The following is a 17808-nucleotide window of genomic DNA, read 5'->3' on the forward strand; positions in this document are numbered from 1 at the left end:
CAATAGAGGCTTAGTCCGTCAGAGGGACGGCATTGTCCGGCCACTGTTCGACCCGGGTGAACCGCGCGATAGCCACGTCAACATCAATCCCGAAGGGTTTCAATCGCTCGGCCAGCGCTTCCCCATTTTGCTTCAAGACCTCTGGCGACGGCAGGCTTCCAGCCGAGGCGATGATGACGCGATTGCCGTCCAGCCGCGCACGCAGGTTGAAAAAGGGCCCGAATACCTCGCCGTAAGTGGCCGACTCCCTGTCGTATAAATCGCTGCCCACAAATGAGTTGCCTACCACCAGGCCGTTCTTTGTCAGGATGGATTTGATCTCGCGGAAAAACTCAATCGTCAGCAAATGAGGAGGAATGTAGTCCGCATCGAAGGCATCCAGCATGATCATGTCGTATCGACGGCCCTCCGCCGCAGCACGCTGCACGTACTGACGGCCATCTTCCACAAAAACTCGCTGCCTGGGCCCCGGCTCAAAGCCAAAGTACGCTTTCGCAACCCTGACGACGGCGGGGTCGATTTCTATGCTGTCGATCACAGCGTCAGGAACAATACTGGCCAGGGCACTTGGCAACGTACCGCCGCCCAGCCCGATGACCAGCACATTGCGCGGACTTGGCTGCACCAATAATGCGCTGGTCATCATGCGTGTGTATTCGAACACCATCTTGTCGGGATCAGACAGATCAAAGCATGTCTGACGGCCGTCCGCGTGCATGCTTTCAAAGTTCATGCAGCGCTCACCAAGGTAATCAAATACCACGACGGTAGAAAACTCGGAGGGTTCTTCATGTACCAGTCGCGCGTCATGCGTCTGCCCTGCCGGCGCAAAAATCGCAAACGCTACGGCAAGGCAAGCTGCTACGACCAGCACACAGGCGAGGTATCGCGATCGGGACGATTTTCCGGCACTCAGGCGCTCATGCTTCATACTTGAATTCTAAACGCGGTTCGCCTGTTCAGACCTATACTGCCGCTTTCTGCTTTTCAACTTGCACATGCTTGACGTCATTTTTCCTTTTGCCGGGGGCCTGGGACTTTTTCTGGTCGGAATGATGCTGCTCTCGGAAGGTCTGGTAGCGTTTGCCGGGGGCTCGCTCCAACGCATCCTGCTGACATTGACAGGACGCCCCGCAAAGGCGTTTATATCGGGCGCCCTGATCACTGCCCTTGCGCAGTCGTCCACAGCCACTACAGTCACGCTTATCGGCTTTGTCAGTGCGGGTTTGATTACATTTTCGCAAGCGATCGGCGTTGTGATCGGGGCAAGTTTCGGAAACACCGCCACGGGCTGGATTGTCTCGGGTCTTGGGCTAAAGATAAACCTGGGCTTTTACACGCTTCCCCTTATTGGCGTCGGCGCGCTGATGAAGCTGCTGACCACAGGAAAAGGCAGCAGTCTGGGGCAGGCTTTGGCCGGCTTCGGAATGCTCTTCCTGGGCTTGAACACCTTGCAGGACGGCATGCAGGGCTTGGCAGCCATGTTCAGTCTGGCCCATCTTCCCACCGGAGGTTACGGCGCTTATCTTTTGGTCGTGCTGGTCGGCCTGGCACTTACTGCCGTGCTGCAATCATCAACAGCTGCCATCGCCATGACGCTCACGGCCCTCGACGCGGGCGCGGTCAACTTTGATCAGGCGGCAGCCGTGGTTATCGGTGCCGCCATTGGAACCACACTCACTGGCGTTCTGGTTTCAATTGGAGGCACCCTCTACGCGAAGCGAACAGCTGTTGCCTACATACTTTTCAATGTCGCGGCGGGCCTGATCGCAATGCTGCTGTTGCCGGGTTTCTTACGAGCCATATATGCCGTTGGTCAGTACATCGACCTTGCCCCTGGCGCCATCGCTCTGGCCGCGTTCCACAGCACATTCATTGCATTTGGTGCCTTGGTCGTGCTGCCATTTACCGACAGATTCGCATCGCTCGTAGAAAAAATGGTTCCTGGCCGTACAGCGCAGCCAGAACATCACCTCGATGTCAGCCAGTTGGGCGTCCCCGAAGTGGCGCTGGACACAGTGCAGCGGACCCTTGTCGAGACATCCTGCCGCCTCCTTGCCCTGTACAAGGATCTGCTGAAGGGCATAATGTCGGACAGCGCGGCCCAAGATCTGGGACGCATCGAGAAGACGCTGGACGAAACGTATGAGTTTGCAGCAAGGATTCACTTGCCACTGGATGATGAGCGCATGCTGGAACGACGCAGTGCGCAACTGCATGCGGTGGACCATCTGCTCCGGCTTCTCGGGCGTGTTCGAAGCATGTGCGGGCAAGCTGCGCAACTCCGGGAATCTGACTACCGCCAGGCTCTGAAAATGGCCACGCATCTGGCCGACACCGCAAGCGCTGGACTGAGCGGGAACGCATCTGAGACCTGGTTGCAGGAGCTCCAGAACGACGCCGCGGTGCAAGCTGATCTGATGAACGAGGCGCGCCAAAGGGTGCTTGCCGGCACAGCATTGGGCGACAAGGCGTCCGATGCCCTGCGTACCACGGATGTTTACAGGTGGTTCGAACGCACCAGCCGGCATATCTGGCGCATTTGCCTTTACCTGGATCAAAGTGCACAGAGCACTACAGCCAAAACCTGAACGCTCAGCCGCTTACCGTGAGGGTTTTTTTTCCTTCGATCACGGCTCCCGCATCGTCCATCCAGCGCATGTTCAGCTCGCCCGATTGGCGTGCGACAAACGTGAATTCAAGATACGGGTTCTGCGAGATAGCGGTTTCCGGCTGCCAGACAAACAGCAGGTCGTCGTCGAACTTGCACTCGAACCGGGAAATAATATTGCGCGCGATTGTTGCACCATCAGGGCCGACACGCATTCCACTTTCCATGCGGTGCTCGACAAGGACGCGAACGCGAACAGTGTCGCCGGCCTGAGGCGTATCGCTACTTATCCAGATACGGGGTGTGCTCATAAAGATTCCTACATGCCGCAGCCACCCGCCGTCACGGTGATGTGACGACGAGCAGCGAGGACACGGCCGTCGCTCATGCGGGCCAGGGCCTGGACAGACTGAGTTTCGATCAGGCGCATGCGTACCGCGACCTCTGTCGTGCCGGCAAGCGAAGTGAACTCAAAGCGACAGGCCAAAGGCCGCGGGTTCCCCTCGGCAATAAGTATCAATTCCTTGCAGTAAACGTCGCGGCTGATGGGCACTTCGAGTACGGCCTTGACAGGCACGGATGCCGGATTGTCGCCCAACACCGGCATATCCAGCTTAAGGCCTTCTGTAACCGGTTGGGTGCCCCCGAGAAACGCATCAACAATTGCCTGGATTTCGGCCGGGTCTGCGCGTCTTAAATGCGCCGGGGTTTGCTGCGCACGCAGTGCCGGCGTGGCCAAAGCTATGCCTACGCCAAGGGCAGTAGCCTCCAGCAGGCGGCGACGGGTCTTGAAGCGCTTGGCGGGCATATCAGAGAAAGTCATCAAAACGGCTCTTGATCCATGCAAAATCTTTTGCGACGAGGTCGGGGGAGCGAACATCCATGTCGATTTGAGTTTGCAGCACCCTGCCCGTGCTGTCGACTTCATACTCGAACACAACAGAGATCTCTTCTTGCGGGTCTGCGTTGACCATCATGTAGCAGAGGTTGTCAGGCAATACCGGTACGACTTCCTTGCCTGCCACACGTTCAGCGATGTTCTTTGCCACAATTTTGCCAATGGCGTGCGCGACATGGGCGCTTTTTGGATAGTGTCCGAACTGGTCGGAAATGGTGCCCATGGAGTCGCCCACCACGTACACGTCGTCATCGTCCCTGGCAGTAAAGAACCTGGGGTGAATATCGGCCCAGCCTGTGGGCTTGCCATCGGGTCTCTTGCCAATCAGGCCGGCATACCAAACGATATCGGCGGCCTGATGAGGCGGCATCAAGATCGCGTGATCGAAATCGAAGTCACCTGCGGCTGTTTTTATGCGCTTGTTGAACGGATCGACTTCTTTCACACCGGCATTTGGGACATGGGTGATGATGTCAGGATACAGCTCCTGGAACGCCGCACGATAACCCTCTCCGATAGGCGCGATCTTGGGCTTGGGATCGAGAATAATGATCTTGCCCGGGATGTTGTTGGTTTTGAAATGCCACGCAATCAGGCAAGCACGCTCGTACGGCGAAGGCGGGCATCGATGAGGTGGTGGCGGCAATGTCATGACAACCGTACCGCCTTTGAAATCCCTGAATTTGCGCTTGAGGGCAAACATTTCAGCGTTGGGGATATACGCGTTCGGGAAGTGCCGGCGGGTGTATTCGGCGGCATATTTGTCGTTGCCGAACCAGGCCTCGTATGCGTCGCGTATGCCCCCCGACAATATCAGGTAGTCGTAGTCGATGGTGCCATGTGTGGTAAGCACCAACTTTTTTTCTCGTTCAATACCATTGACCGTGGTGTTGATCAGGGTATAGCCGTAGCGATTGGCCGGGCTGAGCATATCGCGATTGACAAAGTCGGTATTGACAATGTCGATCAGCCATTTGTTGCTCATGGGGCCCGACCAGAAGGTAGGGTTGCGCTCTAACAGCACAACATCTGCCTCGGGAATGTGCTGACGCAGGAAGCGCGCCGCAGTCATCCCTCCCCAACCGCCGCCCGCAACAACGATTCGTGGTCCCGTGCCGCGACGCGGCAACAGCGTGGTGTGGCTATGGATTGCGGCCGGTGCGGCCAAGAGATTTGAAGGTAGACCCGCGGCGCTGATGGCCAGGGCAGGAGGGGTAAGCAAAAAGCTTCGACGGTCCATTTTGGTCTCCTCGCAGTCATACATGACATCCCGAAGGGGGCAGACCAGCCCCGGCTGTGGCCACAGCTTATCAGCAAAATCCGTATAGAGCCATACTGTGCGCCGTCAAATTGCGTGCGCTGCGTCAACCACCTCTGTGCGGCAGGCAAAAGAGTGGCCGGAAAACCGGCCACCTCATCAGCTGTTTACATGCTGGTCGGACGCGGAGTAGCAGGCGTACTGGGCGGCAAGGTCGGGTATTCGACGCGCGGCTGATCGCCAGTGAGCGTATGCAGCCAGGCGGTAATCGCCTTGACTTCGCTTTCATCAAGCTCTTGGCCCAACTGACTTGTACCCATAATGGCGACGGCCATTTCCAGGTCCCAGACTTCGCCACTGTGGAAGTAAGGAGCCGTCAGGGCGATGTTGCGCAACGGGCCGGCACGGAACACATATTCGTCAGATGCCGTCGCGGTAACAGTGAAGCGACCTTTGTCGTCGGGGGGAAGAATATCCGCACCCGGACGCTTGATTACCCCAAACGGGAAATAGCCTTGCCCGCCTACGTTGATGCCCGAGTGGCAGGCCACGCAACCTTTATTGATGAAAAGGCTGAGCCCCTTGATTTCGAGATCGCTCATGCTGTCCTTGCCGGCCAGGAACTGGTCAAAGCGCGAGTTGGGCGTTACAAGGGTGCTTTCAAACGCTTCAATGGCTTTGGCCATGTTGTCGAAGGTCACAGGTTCTTTTTCACTTGGAAAAGCCTTGGCGAATAATTCTACATACTCGGGAATGCTTTTGAGCGTTTTTTCTACGTGGTCGGGAGTCGCGTTCATTTCGACACTTGCCTGCACCGGCCCCTTGGCCTGTTCGGCCAGATCAGCCGCACGCCCGTCCCAGAATTGTGCCGCGTTGAATACGGCATTGAGCACGGTGGGCGAATTGCGTGGGCCTGCCTGCCACCCGTGACCAATAGACGTGGGGATGTTGTCGGCGCCGCCGGTGCCCACGCTATGACAGGTATTGCAAGTGATGATGTGGCTGCTGGAAAGCCGGGGCTCGAAGAACAGCCATTTTCCAAGCTCGATCTGATCGCTCGAGAGTTTCTTTTGCTCGATGATTTCCTGCACCTGAGGAATGGGGGCAAACAAGCGACCCGCAAGCTCTCGTAACTCATTTACATCGGGCGATTGGGCAAAGGACGCTGCACTGACCAACAAGGCGGGCACAGCCAATAACGAAGAGAAAACGCGTTTCATGACGAAACTCCAACGTAAGTAGACGTTACCGATAAAGAATTGACCTTAGCGTATTTCTGTTTCGATTTTGGGAATCCACAAGCAGGACATTTGAGGAAAATCAAGGGAAGCTCAATCAATCCGTATAATCCCTGATTTCGTGGCCGATATTCCAGGTTCCATGCGAAGGTCGGCGAGTTCATGTTACCCCTTCTCTGGTTGATTTGAATGTCTCATTCCGCCAACTCTTCGTACATGCGCACCCTGTATGCGGCTTCACTGGTTGCGCTGCTTTCGCTTGGCGCGCGCGCCACGTTCGGGCTGTTCATGCAGCCGATGGGGCTGGAAAATGGCTGGGGAAGAGACGTCTTCTCATTGGCATTCGCCATACAGAATCTGTGCTGGGGTGCGGGTGCCATTTTCATGGGAGTGCTTGCCGACAGGTACGGATCGGGTCGCACCATTGCCGCCAGTGCCCTACTTTATGTGCTGGGGCTTATCGGCATGTATTTCTCGCACAGCGAGCTGCAGCTTTACTTGACGGCCGGCCTGCTGGTTGGAATCGGCCAGGCCGGTACGACTTTTCCAGTGATACTGCCCGTCGTAGCGCGCGCCGTACCGGCCGACTACCGCAGTACCGCGATGGGCCTTGCCAGTGCTGGAGGCATGCTGGGTCAGTTCCTGATCGTCCCTGGAACCCAGGCGATGATTTCGACCGCCGACTGGCACGGTGCGCTTTTTATCCTGTCGATGCTGATGGCACTGGCGATTCCCCTGACGGTGTTCCTGAAAGGGCGTCCCGACACGCCTGCCGGCACGTTGTCGCTGGGAAGCGCAGTCAGCCAGGCCTTGGGCGACAGATCTTTTCATCTGCTTTTCTGGAGCTATTTCGTATGTGGGTTTCATACCGCGTTCGTGACGCTTCATTTGCCCGCCTACCTCACTGATAATGGCCTGAACGCAAGCCATGGCGCCACGGCCCTGGCCCTGATCGGCCTGTTCAATATCTTTGGCTGCTATGGTGCCGGCAAACTTGGAGAGCGACACAGCAAGAAGACGATACTTGCATGGGTATATTTCATGCGGGTCTTCGGCATTATCTGGTTGATGGTCCTGCCTACCACCCCGTGGGTCGTGTATGTATTTGCAGCCTGGATGGGTTTGTTCTGGCTGGGCACGGTTCCACTGACCCTGGGCTTGGTCGGGCATATTTATGGATTGCGGTATGCCGCCACGCTGTCAGGAATCGCCTTCATGGGTCACCAGATCGGCAGCTTCATAGGCGTCTGGTGGGGTGGGTACGCCTACCAGTCCACAGGCAGCTATACAATTGTTTGGCTCGCCAGCATTGCGCTTGGAGTAATTGCTGCGGTGCTTTGCCTGCCCATCAGGGAAAGGCCGTTAACCGCGCCGGCAATGGCCTGAACACCGGCTGTTCTGGCAAGTTTGCTTTGCCGCGGCGTCGCTTGCCGGGTTAATGACCGATCTCGAACCAACTAATCAAAATGAGTCACCCATCACGACCTCTCAGCCATGCCCGCAACTCCCGCAGCGTGAAACTGCGTCGAGCAGCGGTGCTTATTGTGCTTGCAGCAGTATTGGCGCTGGGCTTCATCGGCCACCTTACTCCAGGCATGAAGATCCAATGGGAAAACTTCATGTCCATGTGCGGATTCTGACACACTAAAAATGAGCAACAAACAAAAAGGATTCATGGTGCTGGTCTTGGGCATGCTCGCGGCCACCGGACCTCTGGCAATCGACATGTACCTGCCAAGCATTCCCGCCATGGCAGCAACCTTGAACGCGGGCGAAGGCGCAGTACAGCTTACGCTCATGACCTTTTTTCTCGGCCTGATGCTGGGACAACTGGCGTATGGGCCGCTTTCTGACAAGTTCGGGCGTAAACCACTGTCCTATCTGGGGCTGCTGATTTTTACGCTGGGATCGGTCGCCTGCGCACTGGCCACCGATATCTCACAGTTGCTGTGGCTGCGTTTCCTGCAAGGCATTGGCGGTTCCATTGGCATGGTGATCGCGTTTTCCGTGATCAAGGACCACTTCAAAGGCCCCGAGGTCGGGAAAATGATGTCGCTGGTGCTTGCCGTACTGGGCATCACGCCAGTGTTGGCGCCACTCGGAGGTGACTTGCTGCAAAGTATCGGGTCATGGCGAACGATCTTCTGGTTCATGGTGGCATTTGGCATTGTTCTCATCGCCCTGATTGCCATGCTTCTTCCGGAAACCCGAAAAGTTGCAGACCGGCAGAAGTTCAGGCTGCGCCAGACCGTACCGCTTTATGGCCGGATATTCGTTGATCGACGCTTCATCCCTTATACCCTGGCCCTGTGTACGGCGCAGGCGGGATTCTTCGCCTACCTTGCGGGATCGGCCAGCGTGTTCATTTCAGAGTATGGACTTACGCCGACGCAATTCAGCCTTATTTTCGGAGTCAATGCCATCGGCCTGATGATCGCGGCTCTGGTCAATCCAGGCCTGCATCGTCGCTGGGGCGTGTCAGGAACATTCCGCAACATGGTTGTGGTGTACTTCGCTTCATTGCTGTTGCTGGTCATTTATCTGCTGCTGGGGGGAACCAGCGTAGCCATCTGGGCTAGCGGTCTCTTCGTCGCCGTCATGTCGTTGGGGTTTCTGATGCCCACAGGCAGTCAATTGGCTCTGGCCCAGCAAGGCAATCAAGCCGGTACAGCGTCAGCCCTGATGGGATCGATGCAGTTTGGTTTCGGCGCTGTGATCTCGGGTGTTTCGGGTGCCATGGCTCATTTCGGCGGACTGGGACTGACAGCGATAATGGGCGTCTGCGCCCTGGTTTCAATGTTGATCTGCTTTACATGGTTTCCGAAACCGGGAACCATGCTGATCGAGGATTAACGGTACTGCTTGATTAACCGTACTGCTTGATTAACCGTACTGCTTGATTAACCGTACTGCTTGATTAACCGTACTTCCTGGATGCCGGTACCGCTGAAGCCGGTATTGCGCGGAAGCGACTGACGGCCCAACGGGCCCTGGTGTTTGCCGAACTTGACGCCGCACATTCTCATACCTTGTGGGCCATAAGCTGAGCCGAGATCTCGCGGCTTGCCTGCATCAGGTCACCCAGGTGCTGCCTGACGATATCTGACACCGTTGCCACGTTGTGTATCCAGGTCAGGTTCACCACGGCGACAACCTCCTCGCCCGCCCAAATGGGTACAGCAATCGAATCACGCTTGTCATCCCAATCGCGCCGCGTGTGGTCGAAATGCCCGCCAAAGTCTTCGGCCCGTGTGCCGTAGCCCAAACGCCGCGTGTGTTCAAGGATCGACTGCACAGCCGCGGGACGATGCGCCAGATAGTTGCCCGGCTCGGTGCTGACTCGCAATCGCTGCAGCACAGCCTGACGCTCGGCCTCACCACAAAATGCCAGATAGGCCCGACCGGTTGCCGAGCGCAGCATGTTGACGCGGAAGCCTATGGGGCCCAATGGAATATGAGAAAAATACGACTTGGGGCTGTTGGTCTCGATGACCTCCATGTGAGTGAGACGCGGCACGGCAAGAATGGAGGGCCAGTTCACCTTTTGACACAGGCGCCCCAGAATGGGTGAAGCCACTTCGACCAGAAAGCCCTCATCGTTGATTTGAGGCGGACGCGGCTGGTAGGTGTGGCTGGCCATGAATGCACCATCGGCCAACCGCTGCCATACAAGGCCACGCGCTTCGAGCGTTGCGATGATCCGGGTCAGCGTGGCCTTGGGCAAGCCCGTAGCCAGGTGAAGGTCATGCAGGCTGGCGTTGCGCGACTTGTGCAGATAGCCCAGTACTTCGAGTCCCCGGTCAAGTGCACGGATGGTCTTGACTTTGTATTCACGCATAGAGATATGGTTTTCACCAGGTGAAAAGATGCTCTCTAATGCTAGCAGCGCGGCAAACGATGCGCAACACTTGACTCAACACTATTAAAAATTGCCGGAGACATAGGCCAGCAGCGCGACAGCCTTACGCTGACTTGCGCACGACCGTACTTCGACATAACTGCCTTTGCCGCCCGACGAACGCACGTTCCAACAGGCATGGAGTCCATTCATGAGTTTCACCCACACCGACGTACAGAACATCATTCAGTTGCTGGACGCCTCTCACTTTGATGAGCTGGTGCTGGAAATGAACGGCATCAAGCTGGAGTTGCGTCGAAACGGCGCTACCTCGTCGTCGCCATCGGCGCCCGCTCCAAGCACGGCGACGACGACCAGGCCGCCATCACCCGGCCAGGCCCCAAGCGCCCCGCCATCCGCTCCTGCCGCCTCGTCAAGCGCAACTGAAGACGCTTCGGCACTGCACGAAATTCGCGCCCCCATGCTCGGAACCTTCTATCGCGCCCCCAAACCCGGCGCGGCGCCCTTCGTCTCGATTGGCGACCGCGTCAATCCAGAAACAGTGATCGGCATCATCGAGGTAATGAAGCTGATGAATTCAACTTCTGCCGGTGTCAGCGGGACAATCGTCGAGATTCTGGTGCAAGACGGAGAACTGGTGGAATACGACCAACCGCTGATGCGGGTGCGGACATAGGAGTCTGGCCGTGAACATCCAGCGCGTGCTCGTTGCCAACCGGGGAGAAATCGCGGTACGAATAGTACGCAGTTTGCGTCAACAGGGCATTGAGTCGGTATTGGCCGTGTCGGCTCCCGACCGCGAGAGCCTGGGCGCTCAGCTGGCAGACCGCAGCGTCTGTATCGGACCAGCCCGTGCCAACGAAAGTTATCTGCAAATCGGAACCCTGATCGAAGCTGCCCGCGGCACGGGTGCGCAAGCGATTCATCCCGGCTACGGGTTTCTTTCGGAACGGGCTGAATTTGCACAAGCCTGCGAAGACAACAACATTATTTTCATCGGCCCCACCGCCGAACAGATTCGCCGCGTGGGCGACAAGCTTGAGGCGCGACGCATTGCCCAGGAAGCCGGTGTGCCTGTGACACCAGGCGGTGCGGTCGAATCGCTTGAAGAAGCACTGGCCATGGCCGAGTCCATCGGCTTTCCGGTACTTATCAAGGCGGTTGGCGGTGGCGGCGGCCGTGGCCTTAAAAAAGCCGACAGCGCCGAGCAGCTTTCCAGACTGTTTGAACTTGCCAGTGCCGAAGCACAGGCGGCTTTCGGCGACGGGCGGGTCTACATCGAACGGTTTGTCACCCGTGGGCGGCACGTAGAAGTGCAAGTACTCGGAGACGGGAACCGGGTCATTCATCTGGGCGACCGAGACTGTTCCGTACAGCGTCGCTACCAGAAACTGATCGAAGAAGCCCCGGCACCCTGCCTGCCAGACACCTTGCGGTCCGGGCTGCATGAGGCCGCGCTGCGCTTTGCCGGTCATATCGGATATCGCAATGCCGGTACGGTTGAGTTTCTGGTCGATGTCGAGCGACAAGCTTTTTATTTTCTGGAAATGAACGCACGTATTCAGGTCGAACACCCGGTTACGGAGCAAGTCACGGGCATCGACCTCATCGCGCAACAACTTCATATTGCGCAAGGACTTCCGCTGGAAATTGATCAAGACGACGTCCAGATATATGGGCATGCCATCGAGTGCCGCATCAATGCCGACGACCCCGACAACGATTTCCGCCCCTCGCCCGGTGTGGTCCGTGCGGCCTACTTTCCCACCGGCGAAGGACTGCGGGTAGATACACATATCCAGACCGGTGCCAGCGTTCCGCCCTACTACGATTCAATGATTGCCAAGATCATTGCCACAGGCAAGACGCGTGACGAAGCCCGACGTCGGCTGGCAGAAGCCATACGCAACACCCGGATCGAAGGCATAGAAACAAATCTTTCATTGCACCAGCTGGTTTTGAACACTCCCGAATTTTCGAAAGGCGGTGTGGACACCCGTTTCCTGGGTTGCTTGCTTGCAGGCGCGACCGACACTGCTGTACAGGCTGCATCATGAATACAGAACCCATCCAGTTCATCGACACTACAGTCCGTGACGGCAACCAGAGCTTGTGGGGTGCCACCGGTCTGCGCACCGGAATGATGCTCCCCATCGCTCCTGTGATGGATGCCGTCGGCTACCATTCGATCGATTTCAGCACCAGCACGCACATGGCCGTAGCCGTGCGCTACCACAAAGAAGACCCGTGGGAGCGCCTGCGCTTGATGAAGCAGCAACTCAAGCGCACGTCATTGACGTTCCTGTCGACCGGCATGCGCTTTATCTCGTGGGAAACCGCCCACCCGGAACTCATGGCGTTGTCATACCGGCTTCTGGTCAATAACGGCATTGAGCGTTTTATGGTGATGGATCCCATGAACGCCACGCAAGCGGTTATCGATACTTGCCATGCCATGCACAAGGCCGGTGCCAGTGAAATCGTGGGTGCACTGGTCTATACGGTCAGCCCTGTCCATGACGACGCCTTCTTCACGCAGATGGCCTCGCAACTGGCCCAACAGCCCTTCATCGATCGCATCTACCTCAAGGACCCGGGCGGTCTGCTTACGCTGGATCGCGCCCGCAGCCTGCTGCCGGCACTGAAGCAAGCGGTGGGCAACAAGCCGCTTGAGCTGCATTCTCATTGCACTATCGGGCTAGCTCCTTTCACCTATGCCGAAGCTCCTGAACTTGGTGTCGGAACGCTCCACACTGCCGCACGCCCCCTGGGTAATGGCACTAGCCAACCAACAATCGAAAGTGTGATCAACAATCTGCGCAGTCGAGGACACTCACATAATCTCGACCTGGACGCGGTGGCCAAGGTAAGCGACTGGTTCGAAAAACTGGCCTTGGCCGAAGGCCTGCCCGTGGGCGTGCCACAGGAATACGACGAGCGATATTTTTCTCATCAGTTGCCAGGCGGCATGATCGCCACCATGCTGCGGCAGCTTCGCGAGATCCGTCAGCAACACCGCCTGCCCGAAGTCTATGAAGAAGTCAGCCGCGTCCGCGCCGAGCTTGGCTACCCCATCATGGTGACTCCGCTTTCGCAGGTGGTTGGGACCATGGCCGTCATGAATGTGCTGGCACCCGAGCGATACTCCAATGTTCCGGACGAAGTCATCCGTTACGTCATGGGGCGATTCGGCACGCCATCGGGCGAGGTCGATGCCAACGTTCGTGATCGGATCGAACAGCTCCCCCGGGCTCGCGAGCTGATGGCTCAGCCGCCCATGCCCGATGTGGCCGAGCTTAGAAAGCGCTTTAGCCCATCAATTTCTGACGAAGAATTTCTCTTGCGTGCGGTAATGCCTGCCGAGCAGGTCGACGCCATGGTCGCTGCCGGCCCCTGCCGACAGGATTACAACCCGGCACTCGCACCGATTGAATCATTGATAAAGTCGCTCTCGAATCGACCCGATGTCACGCATGCGCGCATTGAACGCGAGGGCTTTACGCTTGATTTACGCAGCCACGCACACTCCGGAGGTTTTGCATGATCCGCGCCGGCTCTTCCACAGACCTGAACGCAGTCAAGGGATTCATTTTCGATATCGACGGTACGCTTGCGCTGGCTGATCGCCACCTTAGCGGCTACCAGGCCTTGCCCGGAGCGGCTGATCTTATCGAATTGCTGCGCAATCGCGGTACGCCTTACCTGGCTTTTACCAATGGCTCTACAAAGACACCCTCCCAGCTGTCGAACGCCTTGTGCGCTGCCGGGCTGAATGTAGCCGACTTCCAGGCACTGACGCCTCCCGCTGTCGCTGTATCGCTTTTCAAAAACAAGGGATACAAGCGGCTGCTGGTTCTGGGCACCGAAGGCGTGTACAAACCCCTGGCGGACGCCGGTCTCGACATCGTCGTCTCTCCGGACAGGGCGGATGACGCGGACGCCGTGCTGATTGGCTGGTACCCTGAATTTCGACTGGCCGACCTCGAAGCGGCATGCCGGGCCGTATGGAACGGGGCTGGACTCTATACCGTATCGACTGCCCCCTTTCTGGCAAGCCGCGAAGGTCGGACACTGGGTATTTCGGGAGCTCTGACAGCGGCCGTGTCCAGCGTGACCGGTGCCGAGGCAACAATCGTCGGCAAGCCCGCCGCGGCCGCGTTTGAGGTGGCCCGGTCCATGTTGGGGCTACAGCCTCAAGAAATCGCCATCGTCGGAGACGACCTGTCGCTGGAAAATGCCATGGCTCACGAAAACGGAGCCATTTCAGTTGCCGTACATACAGGATTGACGTCGCCCCGGGATATCGAGCAGTTGCCTGCTCATCTGCGTCCACATTGCTCTTTGACGGGAGTCGATGAACTTCTGGCCTTGATCGCATAGCTGAAAGGCCAAGCAAACACAAAACACAGAATGGAGACGAAACATGGAGAACAAACCAAAAGTCCTGCTGATTGCCACGCTCGACACCAAGGCCACTGAAGCCCGCTTCATCCGTGAACAGCTCGAAGCAAACGGCGTCGAGGTTGTGCACATGGATCCCAGTATTCGCCAAGAGATCACGCCGGCTGCCGAGATACCTCCTTCCGAGGTAGCCGCAGGGGCGGGAAAAACCATCCAGCAGGTGCGCGACCTGAATCACGAAGGCAAATGCCAGGAAGCCATGACGGCCGGTGCCATAAAAGTCGCCCAGGCCTTGCACGCCCGCAGCCCTCTTAGCGGGATCATCGCCATCGGCGGCTCGATGGGTAGCGCGCTTGGCAGTGCCGTCTTGCAAACCTTTCCTTATGGCTTGCCCAAGGTCCTGGTATCAACCATGGCGTCCGGGTTTACACGGCCTTTTGTCGGCGCTCGCGACATCATCATGTTCAATCCCGTCACGGATATTGCGGGGCTGAACACCATTACACGCACTGTATTCAGCAACGCCGCCATCGCCACCGCTGCCATGGCCAAGGCCTATAAGCCCTATACTCGCGAGCCCCGCCCCGTCGTGGCCATGGGCACCCTGGGGACGATCGACCGCTGCACGGTGCGTGTTCGCAAAAAGCTCGAAGAAAAGGGCTTTGAAGTCTTGGTGTTCCACACTCTGGGAACCGGGGGCATGGCCCTGGACCAGTTCGTTGCCGAGCGGGACAGTGTCGTTGCAGTGGTAGATACATCGGTCAACGAGCATAACGACTTTCTCAACAACGGCCTGACCAGCGCCGGCCCTGACCGTTCAAAAGCCGCCTTGAAAAAAGGCATCCCCGTCATCTTCGCACCTGGAAACGCCGACTTCATGGTGTCCGGGCCGATCGATATCGCACGTCAGCAGTTTCCAGGCAAACGCTATCATCTGCATAACTCCGCGCTCACTGCCGTGCGAACCGAAGCCGAAGAATTGCGCAAGCTGGCAAAACACCTGGGCGGCCTGGTTGCCGAAGCAAAAGGTCCGGTGTCGTTCTTTGTACCGCTCAAGGGATTCTCGCACCACGATAGTCCGCAGGGCCATTTGCATGACCCCTCGTTATGCCCGGTATTTTTGGATGGGGTTAAAGCTAGTATGCCCCGCTCTGTAAATGTGGCAGAGTTTGATTGCCATATCAACGACGAGCAGTTTGCCGACGCGCTCGTTGACGAAGTCGTGAGGCTTGTCGAGCAACAGAAAGCCACGGTTGGCTAAGCAAACAAGCATCCATCCGCGCTCGGGAACGGGGCGACCCAGAGCCGGCGACAACAATAAGCCCGATAAAAACTTTCAACTGGTTGGAGACTACGTATATGAAGCTCACTAAGTGGACATCCTCCCTGGCGCTCGCGCTGGGGATGTCGGTCGGCATGACCGGCGCATCGATCGCGCAAGACACCGCGCCCGATGTCATCCGCATTGGCTATGCCCTTGCCAAAAGTGGCCCCAACGCTCCTGGCGCCGACACCACCGTGCGGCCTAACTACGAGATGTGGGTCAAAGAAGTCAACGATGCCGGTGGCCTGATGCTCAGCGCCTACGGCAAGCGCGTTCCTATCGAAGTCGTTCAGTACGACGACCGCTCCAGCACTGAAGAAGCAGTTCGCGCCATCGAACGCCTGGTTACCCAGGACAAGGTCGACCTGCTGCTTCCCCCTTGGGGCACGGCCACCAACCTGGCGGTAGCCCCCTTGTTCATGAAGTACGGTTATCCGCAAATCAGCGGCACCAACCTTACCGACAAGGCCGATCAGTTCGCCAAGCGCTGGCCTACGCAGTTCTTCCTGCTGGGTAACGCCGGCACGTACGCCGAAGTGCTGATGGACGTTCTGGACAAGGCCCGCAAAGAAGGCAAGATCAATGACAAGATCGCCATGATCGCCGTTGCTGACGGCTTCGGCGTCGAAACCTCCACCGCCGCTCGCAAGGCGGCGAAGGCTCACGGCTTCGATCTTGTCATCGACAAGACCTACCCCCTTGGCACCACAGACCTGTCGTCGCTGCTGAATGAGGTCAAGGCGTCCGGCGCCGACACCTTCATCGCCTGGTCATATCCGCCCGACACCATTCTGGTCAGCGATCAGGCTCGCGTAGTCGGCCTGAATCCCAAAGTGTTCTACACCGGCGTCGGTACACAGTTTCCGTTCTTCGTGGGCAAATATGGCGCAGAGGCCATTGAAGGGCAAATGAGCCTGGGCGGCATTGACGGCAACTCCGAGAAGGTCAAGGAATACCGCGCCCGCCACAAGGAAATTACGGGCCGTGACGCAGATTACTGGGGCAGCATCAACAACTACGCCGGCCTGCAAATGCTGCAGCAAGCCATCGAGCGAGTTGGCAAGATTGACCGCGAAGCCATCACCAAAGAACTGCAAACGGGCACTTTCGATACAGCACTGGGCCCCATCAAGCTGGTCAATAACCAGATCACCGGTACGTTCGTCGTGGGGCAATGGCAGAACGGCGTATTCCAGGGCATCGGACCCACCGATCTCCAGGGCGCACAACCGGCCATTATTCCCAAGCCGGCCTGGAAATAATCGGTAGCCAGATCAGGCCTGCATCAGCAGGCCTCCAGGGCAACAACCCGCCAGCGGCGGGCAGTAAATAACCACTGCCCAAGTTGTTGCCCTGCTACCCGCAACGCATCCTTGTCTTGCATCTGAAGCGCCCAGGTTATCTGCCCGGGCGCCTTCACAGGGGATACAAATGCTCGCTATAGAGCTCACCATGACCGCCCTGACGTTAGGCGGTTTATACGCGCTTATTGCAATGGGTCTCACCCTGCAATACGGCGTCGCCCGAATCATGAACCTGTCACATGGCGAGTTTATGGTCGGCGCAGCTTTCCTGGCGTACTGGCTGGTTACCAGCCAGGGCGTTCACCCGCTTTTCGCATTGGCCATCGCGCTACCCGTGGGGTTTGTGCTGCAATGGCTCGTATATCAGATTCTGCTTACTCCGCTGGTCAAGCGGTCGCCCTCGGCCGCCGCTCTGGAGGTCGACAGCATACTGGCCACCTTTGGCATTCTGTTTGTCGTGCAGGGCATTATCCTGGTGCTGTTCGGCGGCGAATATTACAGCTACGGCTTTCTTGCCTCTCCAGTCAATGTCCTGGGCGCAGCCGTGGCCGCGAACCGACTTCTGGCTGCCGGTTTCGCCATTGTCATTGGCCTGCTTGTGTACTTTGTGCTGGTGCGCTCGCGCTGGGGAGCAGCCTTGCGAGCCATGGCCAATGCGCCCCAGTTTGCGCATCTGGTGGGCATCAACCCCCGCGCCATGGCCGCCTTTGCATTCGCGCTGGGCGGCGCCCTGGTTGTCGGTGCCGGCGTCCTGATCAGCATGTTCCTGTCGTTCAGCGCCTCAATGGGCGTTGCGTTCACCATGAAGGCCCTGGTCATTGTCATCATGGGCGGAGTCGGCAATGTCCTGGGCTGCCTGCTTGCCGGCATGCTGCTGGGCATTGTTGAAACCCTGGTGTCGCGGTTTATCGATCC

Annotated in this window: 17 protein-coding genes; 11 read left to right on the forward strand and 6 right to left on the reverse strand. The window is 57.7% G+C overall.

Features of this window, described 5'->3' with window-relative positions:
* Window positions 1-10: 10 nt before the first annotated feature.
* Complete coding sequence (locus Q1J88_RS04530) at window positions 11-931, reverse strand: spermidine synthase (RefSeq protein ID WP_301116362.1); 921 nt, start codon at window positions 929-931, stop codon at window positions 11-13.
* 67 nt (window positions 932-998) lie between these two features.
* On the opposite strand from Q1J88_RS04530, the gene Q1J88_RS04535 reads away from it, so the two are divergent.
* Window positions 999-2591: a Na/Pi symporter gene (locus tag Q1J88_RS04535; protein ID WP_301116363.1), complete on the forward strand. Its 1593-nt coding sequence runs from the start codon at window positions 999-1001 to the stop codon at window positions 2589-2591.
* A 4-nt stretch (window positions 2592-2595) separates the two neighbouring features.
* On the opposite strand, the gene soxZ is transcribed toward Q1J88_RS04535, so the two are convergent.
* The 4 genes from soxZ to Q1J88_RS04555 all read right to left on the reverse strand — a co-directional run bounded on the left by soxZ (window position 2596) and on the right by Q1J88_RS04555 (window position 5987).
* Entirely contained in the window at window positions 2596-2922 is a 327-nt protein-coding gene (gene soxZ, locus Q1J88_RS04540) for a thiosulfate oxidation carrier complex protein SoxZ (protein WP_301116364.1), read from the reverse strand.
* A gap of 8 nt (window positions 2923-2930) precedes the next feature.
* Entirely contained in the window at window positions 2931-3434 is a 504-nt protein-coding gene (locus Q1J88_RS04545; RefSeq protein WP_301116365.1) for a thiosulfate oxidation carrier protein SoxY, read from the reverse strand.
* Window positions 3421-4749, reverse strand: coding sequence for an FAD/NAD(P)-binding oxidoreductase (locus Q1J88_RS04550; RefSeq protein WP_301116366.1), 1329 nt, complete (start codon window positions 4747-4749; stop codon window positions 3421-3423). Before Q1J88_RS04550 ends, Q1J88_RS04545 begins: the two co-directional genes overlap by 14 nt.
* Window positions 4750-4934: 185 nt before the next feature.
* A complete protein-coding gene (locus Q1J88_RS04555) occupies window positions 4935-5987 on the reverse strand; it encodes a cytochrome-c peroxidase (protein WP_301116367.1) in 1053 nt (350 codons plus the stop codon).
* Between the two features lie 207 nt (window positions 5988-6194).
* Between Q1J88_RS04555 and Q1J88_RS04560 the strand changes: the two genes are divergently transcribed.
* From Q1J88_RS04560 to Q1J88_RS04570, 3 genes are all read left to right on the forward strand, one after another.
* Window positions 6195-7391 carry an MFS transporter gene (locus tag Q1J88_RS04560; protein WP_301116368.1) on the forward strand — a complete coding sequence of 399 codons (1197 nt, stop codon included), beginning with the start codon at window positions 6195-6197 and terminating at the stop codon, window positions 7389-7391.
* An 80-nt stretch (window positions 7392-7471) separates the two neighbouring features.
* A complete protein-coding gene (locus Q1J88_RS04565) occupies window positions 7472-7645 on the forward strand; it encodes a hypothetical protein (protein ID WP_301116381.1) in 174 nt (57 codons plus the stop codon).
* A gap of 10 nt (window positions 7646-7655) precedes the next feature.
* Window positions 7656-8858, forward strand: a complete 1203-nt coding sequence (locus Q1J88_RS04570) for a multidrug effflux MFS transporter (protein WP_301116369.1) — start codon at window positions 7656-7658, stop codon at window positions 8856-8858.
* 169 nt (window positions 8859-9027) lie between these two features.
* Here Q1J88_RS04570 and Q1J88_RS04575 read toward each other — a convergent pair whose 3' ends face one another.
* The gene (locus Q1J88_RS04575) at window positions 9028-9843 is read right to left on the reverse strand and encodes a helix-turn-helix domain-containing protein (RefSeq protein ID WP_301116370.1); all 816 of its coding nucleotides are present in this window, start codon (window positions 9841-9843) and stop codon (window positions 9028-9030) included.
* Window positions 9844-10054: 211 nt separating this feature from the next.
* Here Q1J88_RS04575 and accB point away from each other — a divergent pair, with 211 nt between their 5' ends.
* From accB to Q1J88_RS04610, 7 genes are all read left to right on the forward strand, one after another.
* Window positions 10055-10540: an acetyl-CoA carboxylase biotin carboxyl carrier protein gene (gene accB / locus Q1J88_RS04580; RefSeq protein WP_301116372.1), complete on the forward strand. Its 486-nt coding sequence runs from the start codon at window positions 10055-10057 to the stop codon at window positions 10538-10540.
* A 10-nt stretch (window positions 10541-10550) separates the two neighbouring features.
* Complete coding sequence (locus tag Q1J88_RS04585; RefSeq protein ID WP_301116373.1) at window positions 10551-11921, forward strand: acetyl-CoA carboxylase biotin carboxylase subunit; 1371 nt, start codon at window positions 10551-10553, stop codon at window positions 11919-11921.
* The gene (locus tag Q1J88_RS04590; RefSeq protein ID WP_301116375.1) at window positions 11918-13408 is read left to right on the forward strand and encodes a hypothetical protein; all 1491 of its coding nucleotides are present in this window, start codon (window positions 11918-11920) and stop codon (window positions 13406-13408) included. Before Q1J88_RS04585 ends, Q1J88_RS04590 begins: the two co-directional genes overlap by 4 nt.
* Window positions 13405-14244, forward strand: a complete 840-nt coding sequence (locus Q1J88_RS04595; RefSeq protein ID WP_301116376.1) for an HAD hydrolase-like protein — start codon at window positions 13405-13407, stop codon at window positions 14242-14244. The genes Q1J88_RS04590 and Q1J88_RS04595 overlap by 4 nt, the downstream gene beginning before the upstream one ends.
* 43 nt (window positions 14245-14287) lie before the next feature.
* Complete coding sequence (locus Q1J88_RS04600; RefSeq protein WP_301116377.1) at window positions 14288-15526, forward strand: Tm-1-like ATP-binding domain-containing protein; 1239 nt, start codon at window positions 14288-14290, stop codon at window positions 15524-15526.
* A gap of 98 nt (window positions 15527-15624) precedes the next feature.
* Entirely contained in the window at window positions 15625-16851 is a 1227-nt protein-coding gene (locus Q1J88_RS04605; RefSeq protein WP_301116378.1) for an amino acid ABC transporter substrate-binding protein, read from the forward strand.
* Between the two features lie 169 nt (window positions 16852-17020).
* The coding region (locus Q1J88_RS04610; RefSeq protein ID WP_301116379.1) for a branched-chain amino acid ABC transporter permease at window positions 17021-17808 on the forward strand (788 nt) is incomplete at its 3' end.

The organism is Pusillimonas sp., from assembly GCF_029263785.1.
GTDB lineage: Bacteria > Pseudomonadota > Gammaproteobacteria > Burkholderiales > Burkholderiaceae_B > Pusillimonas.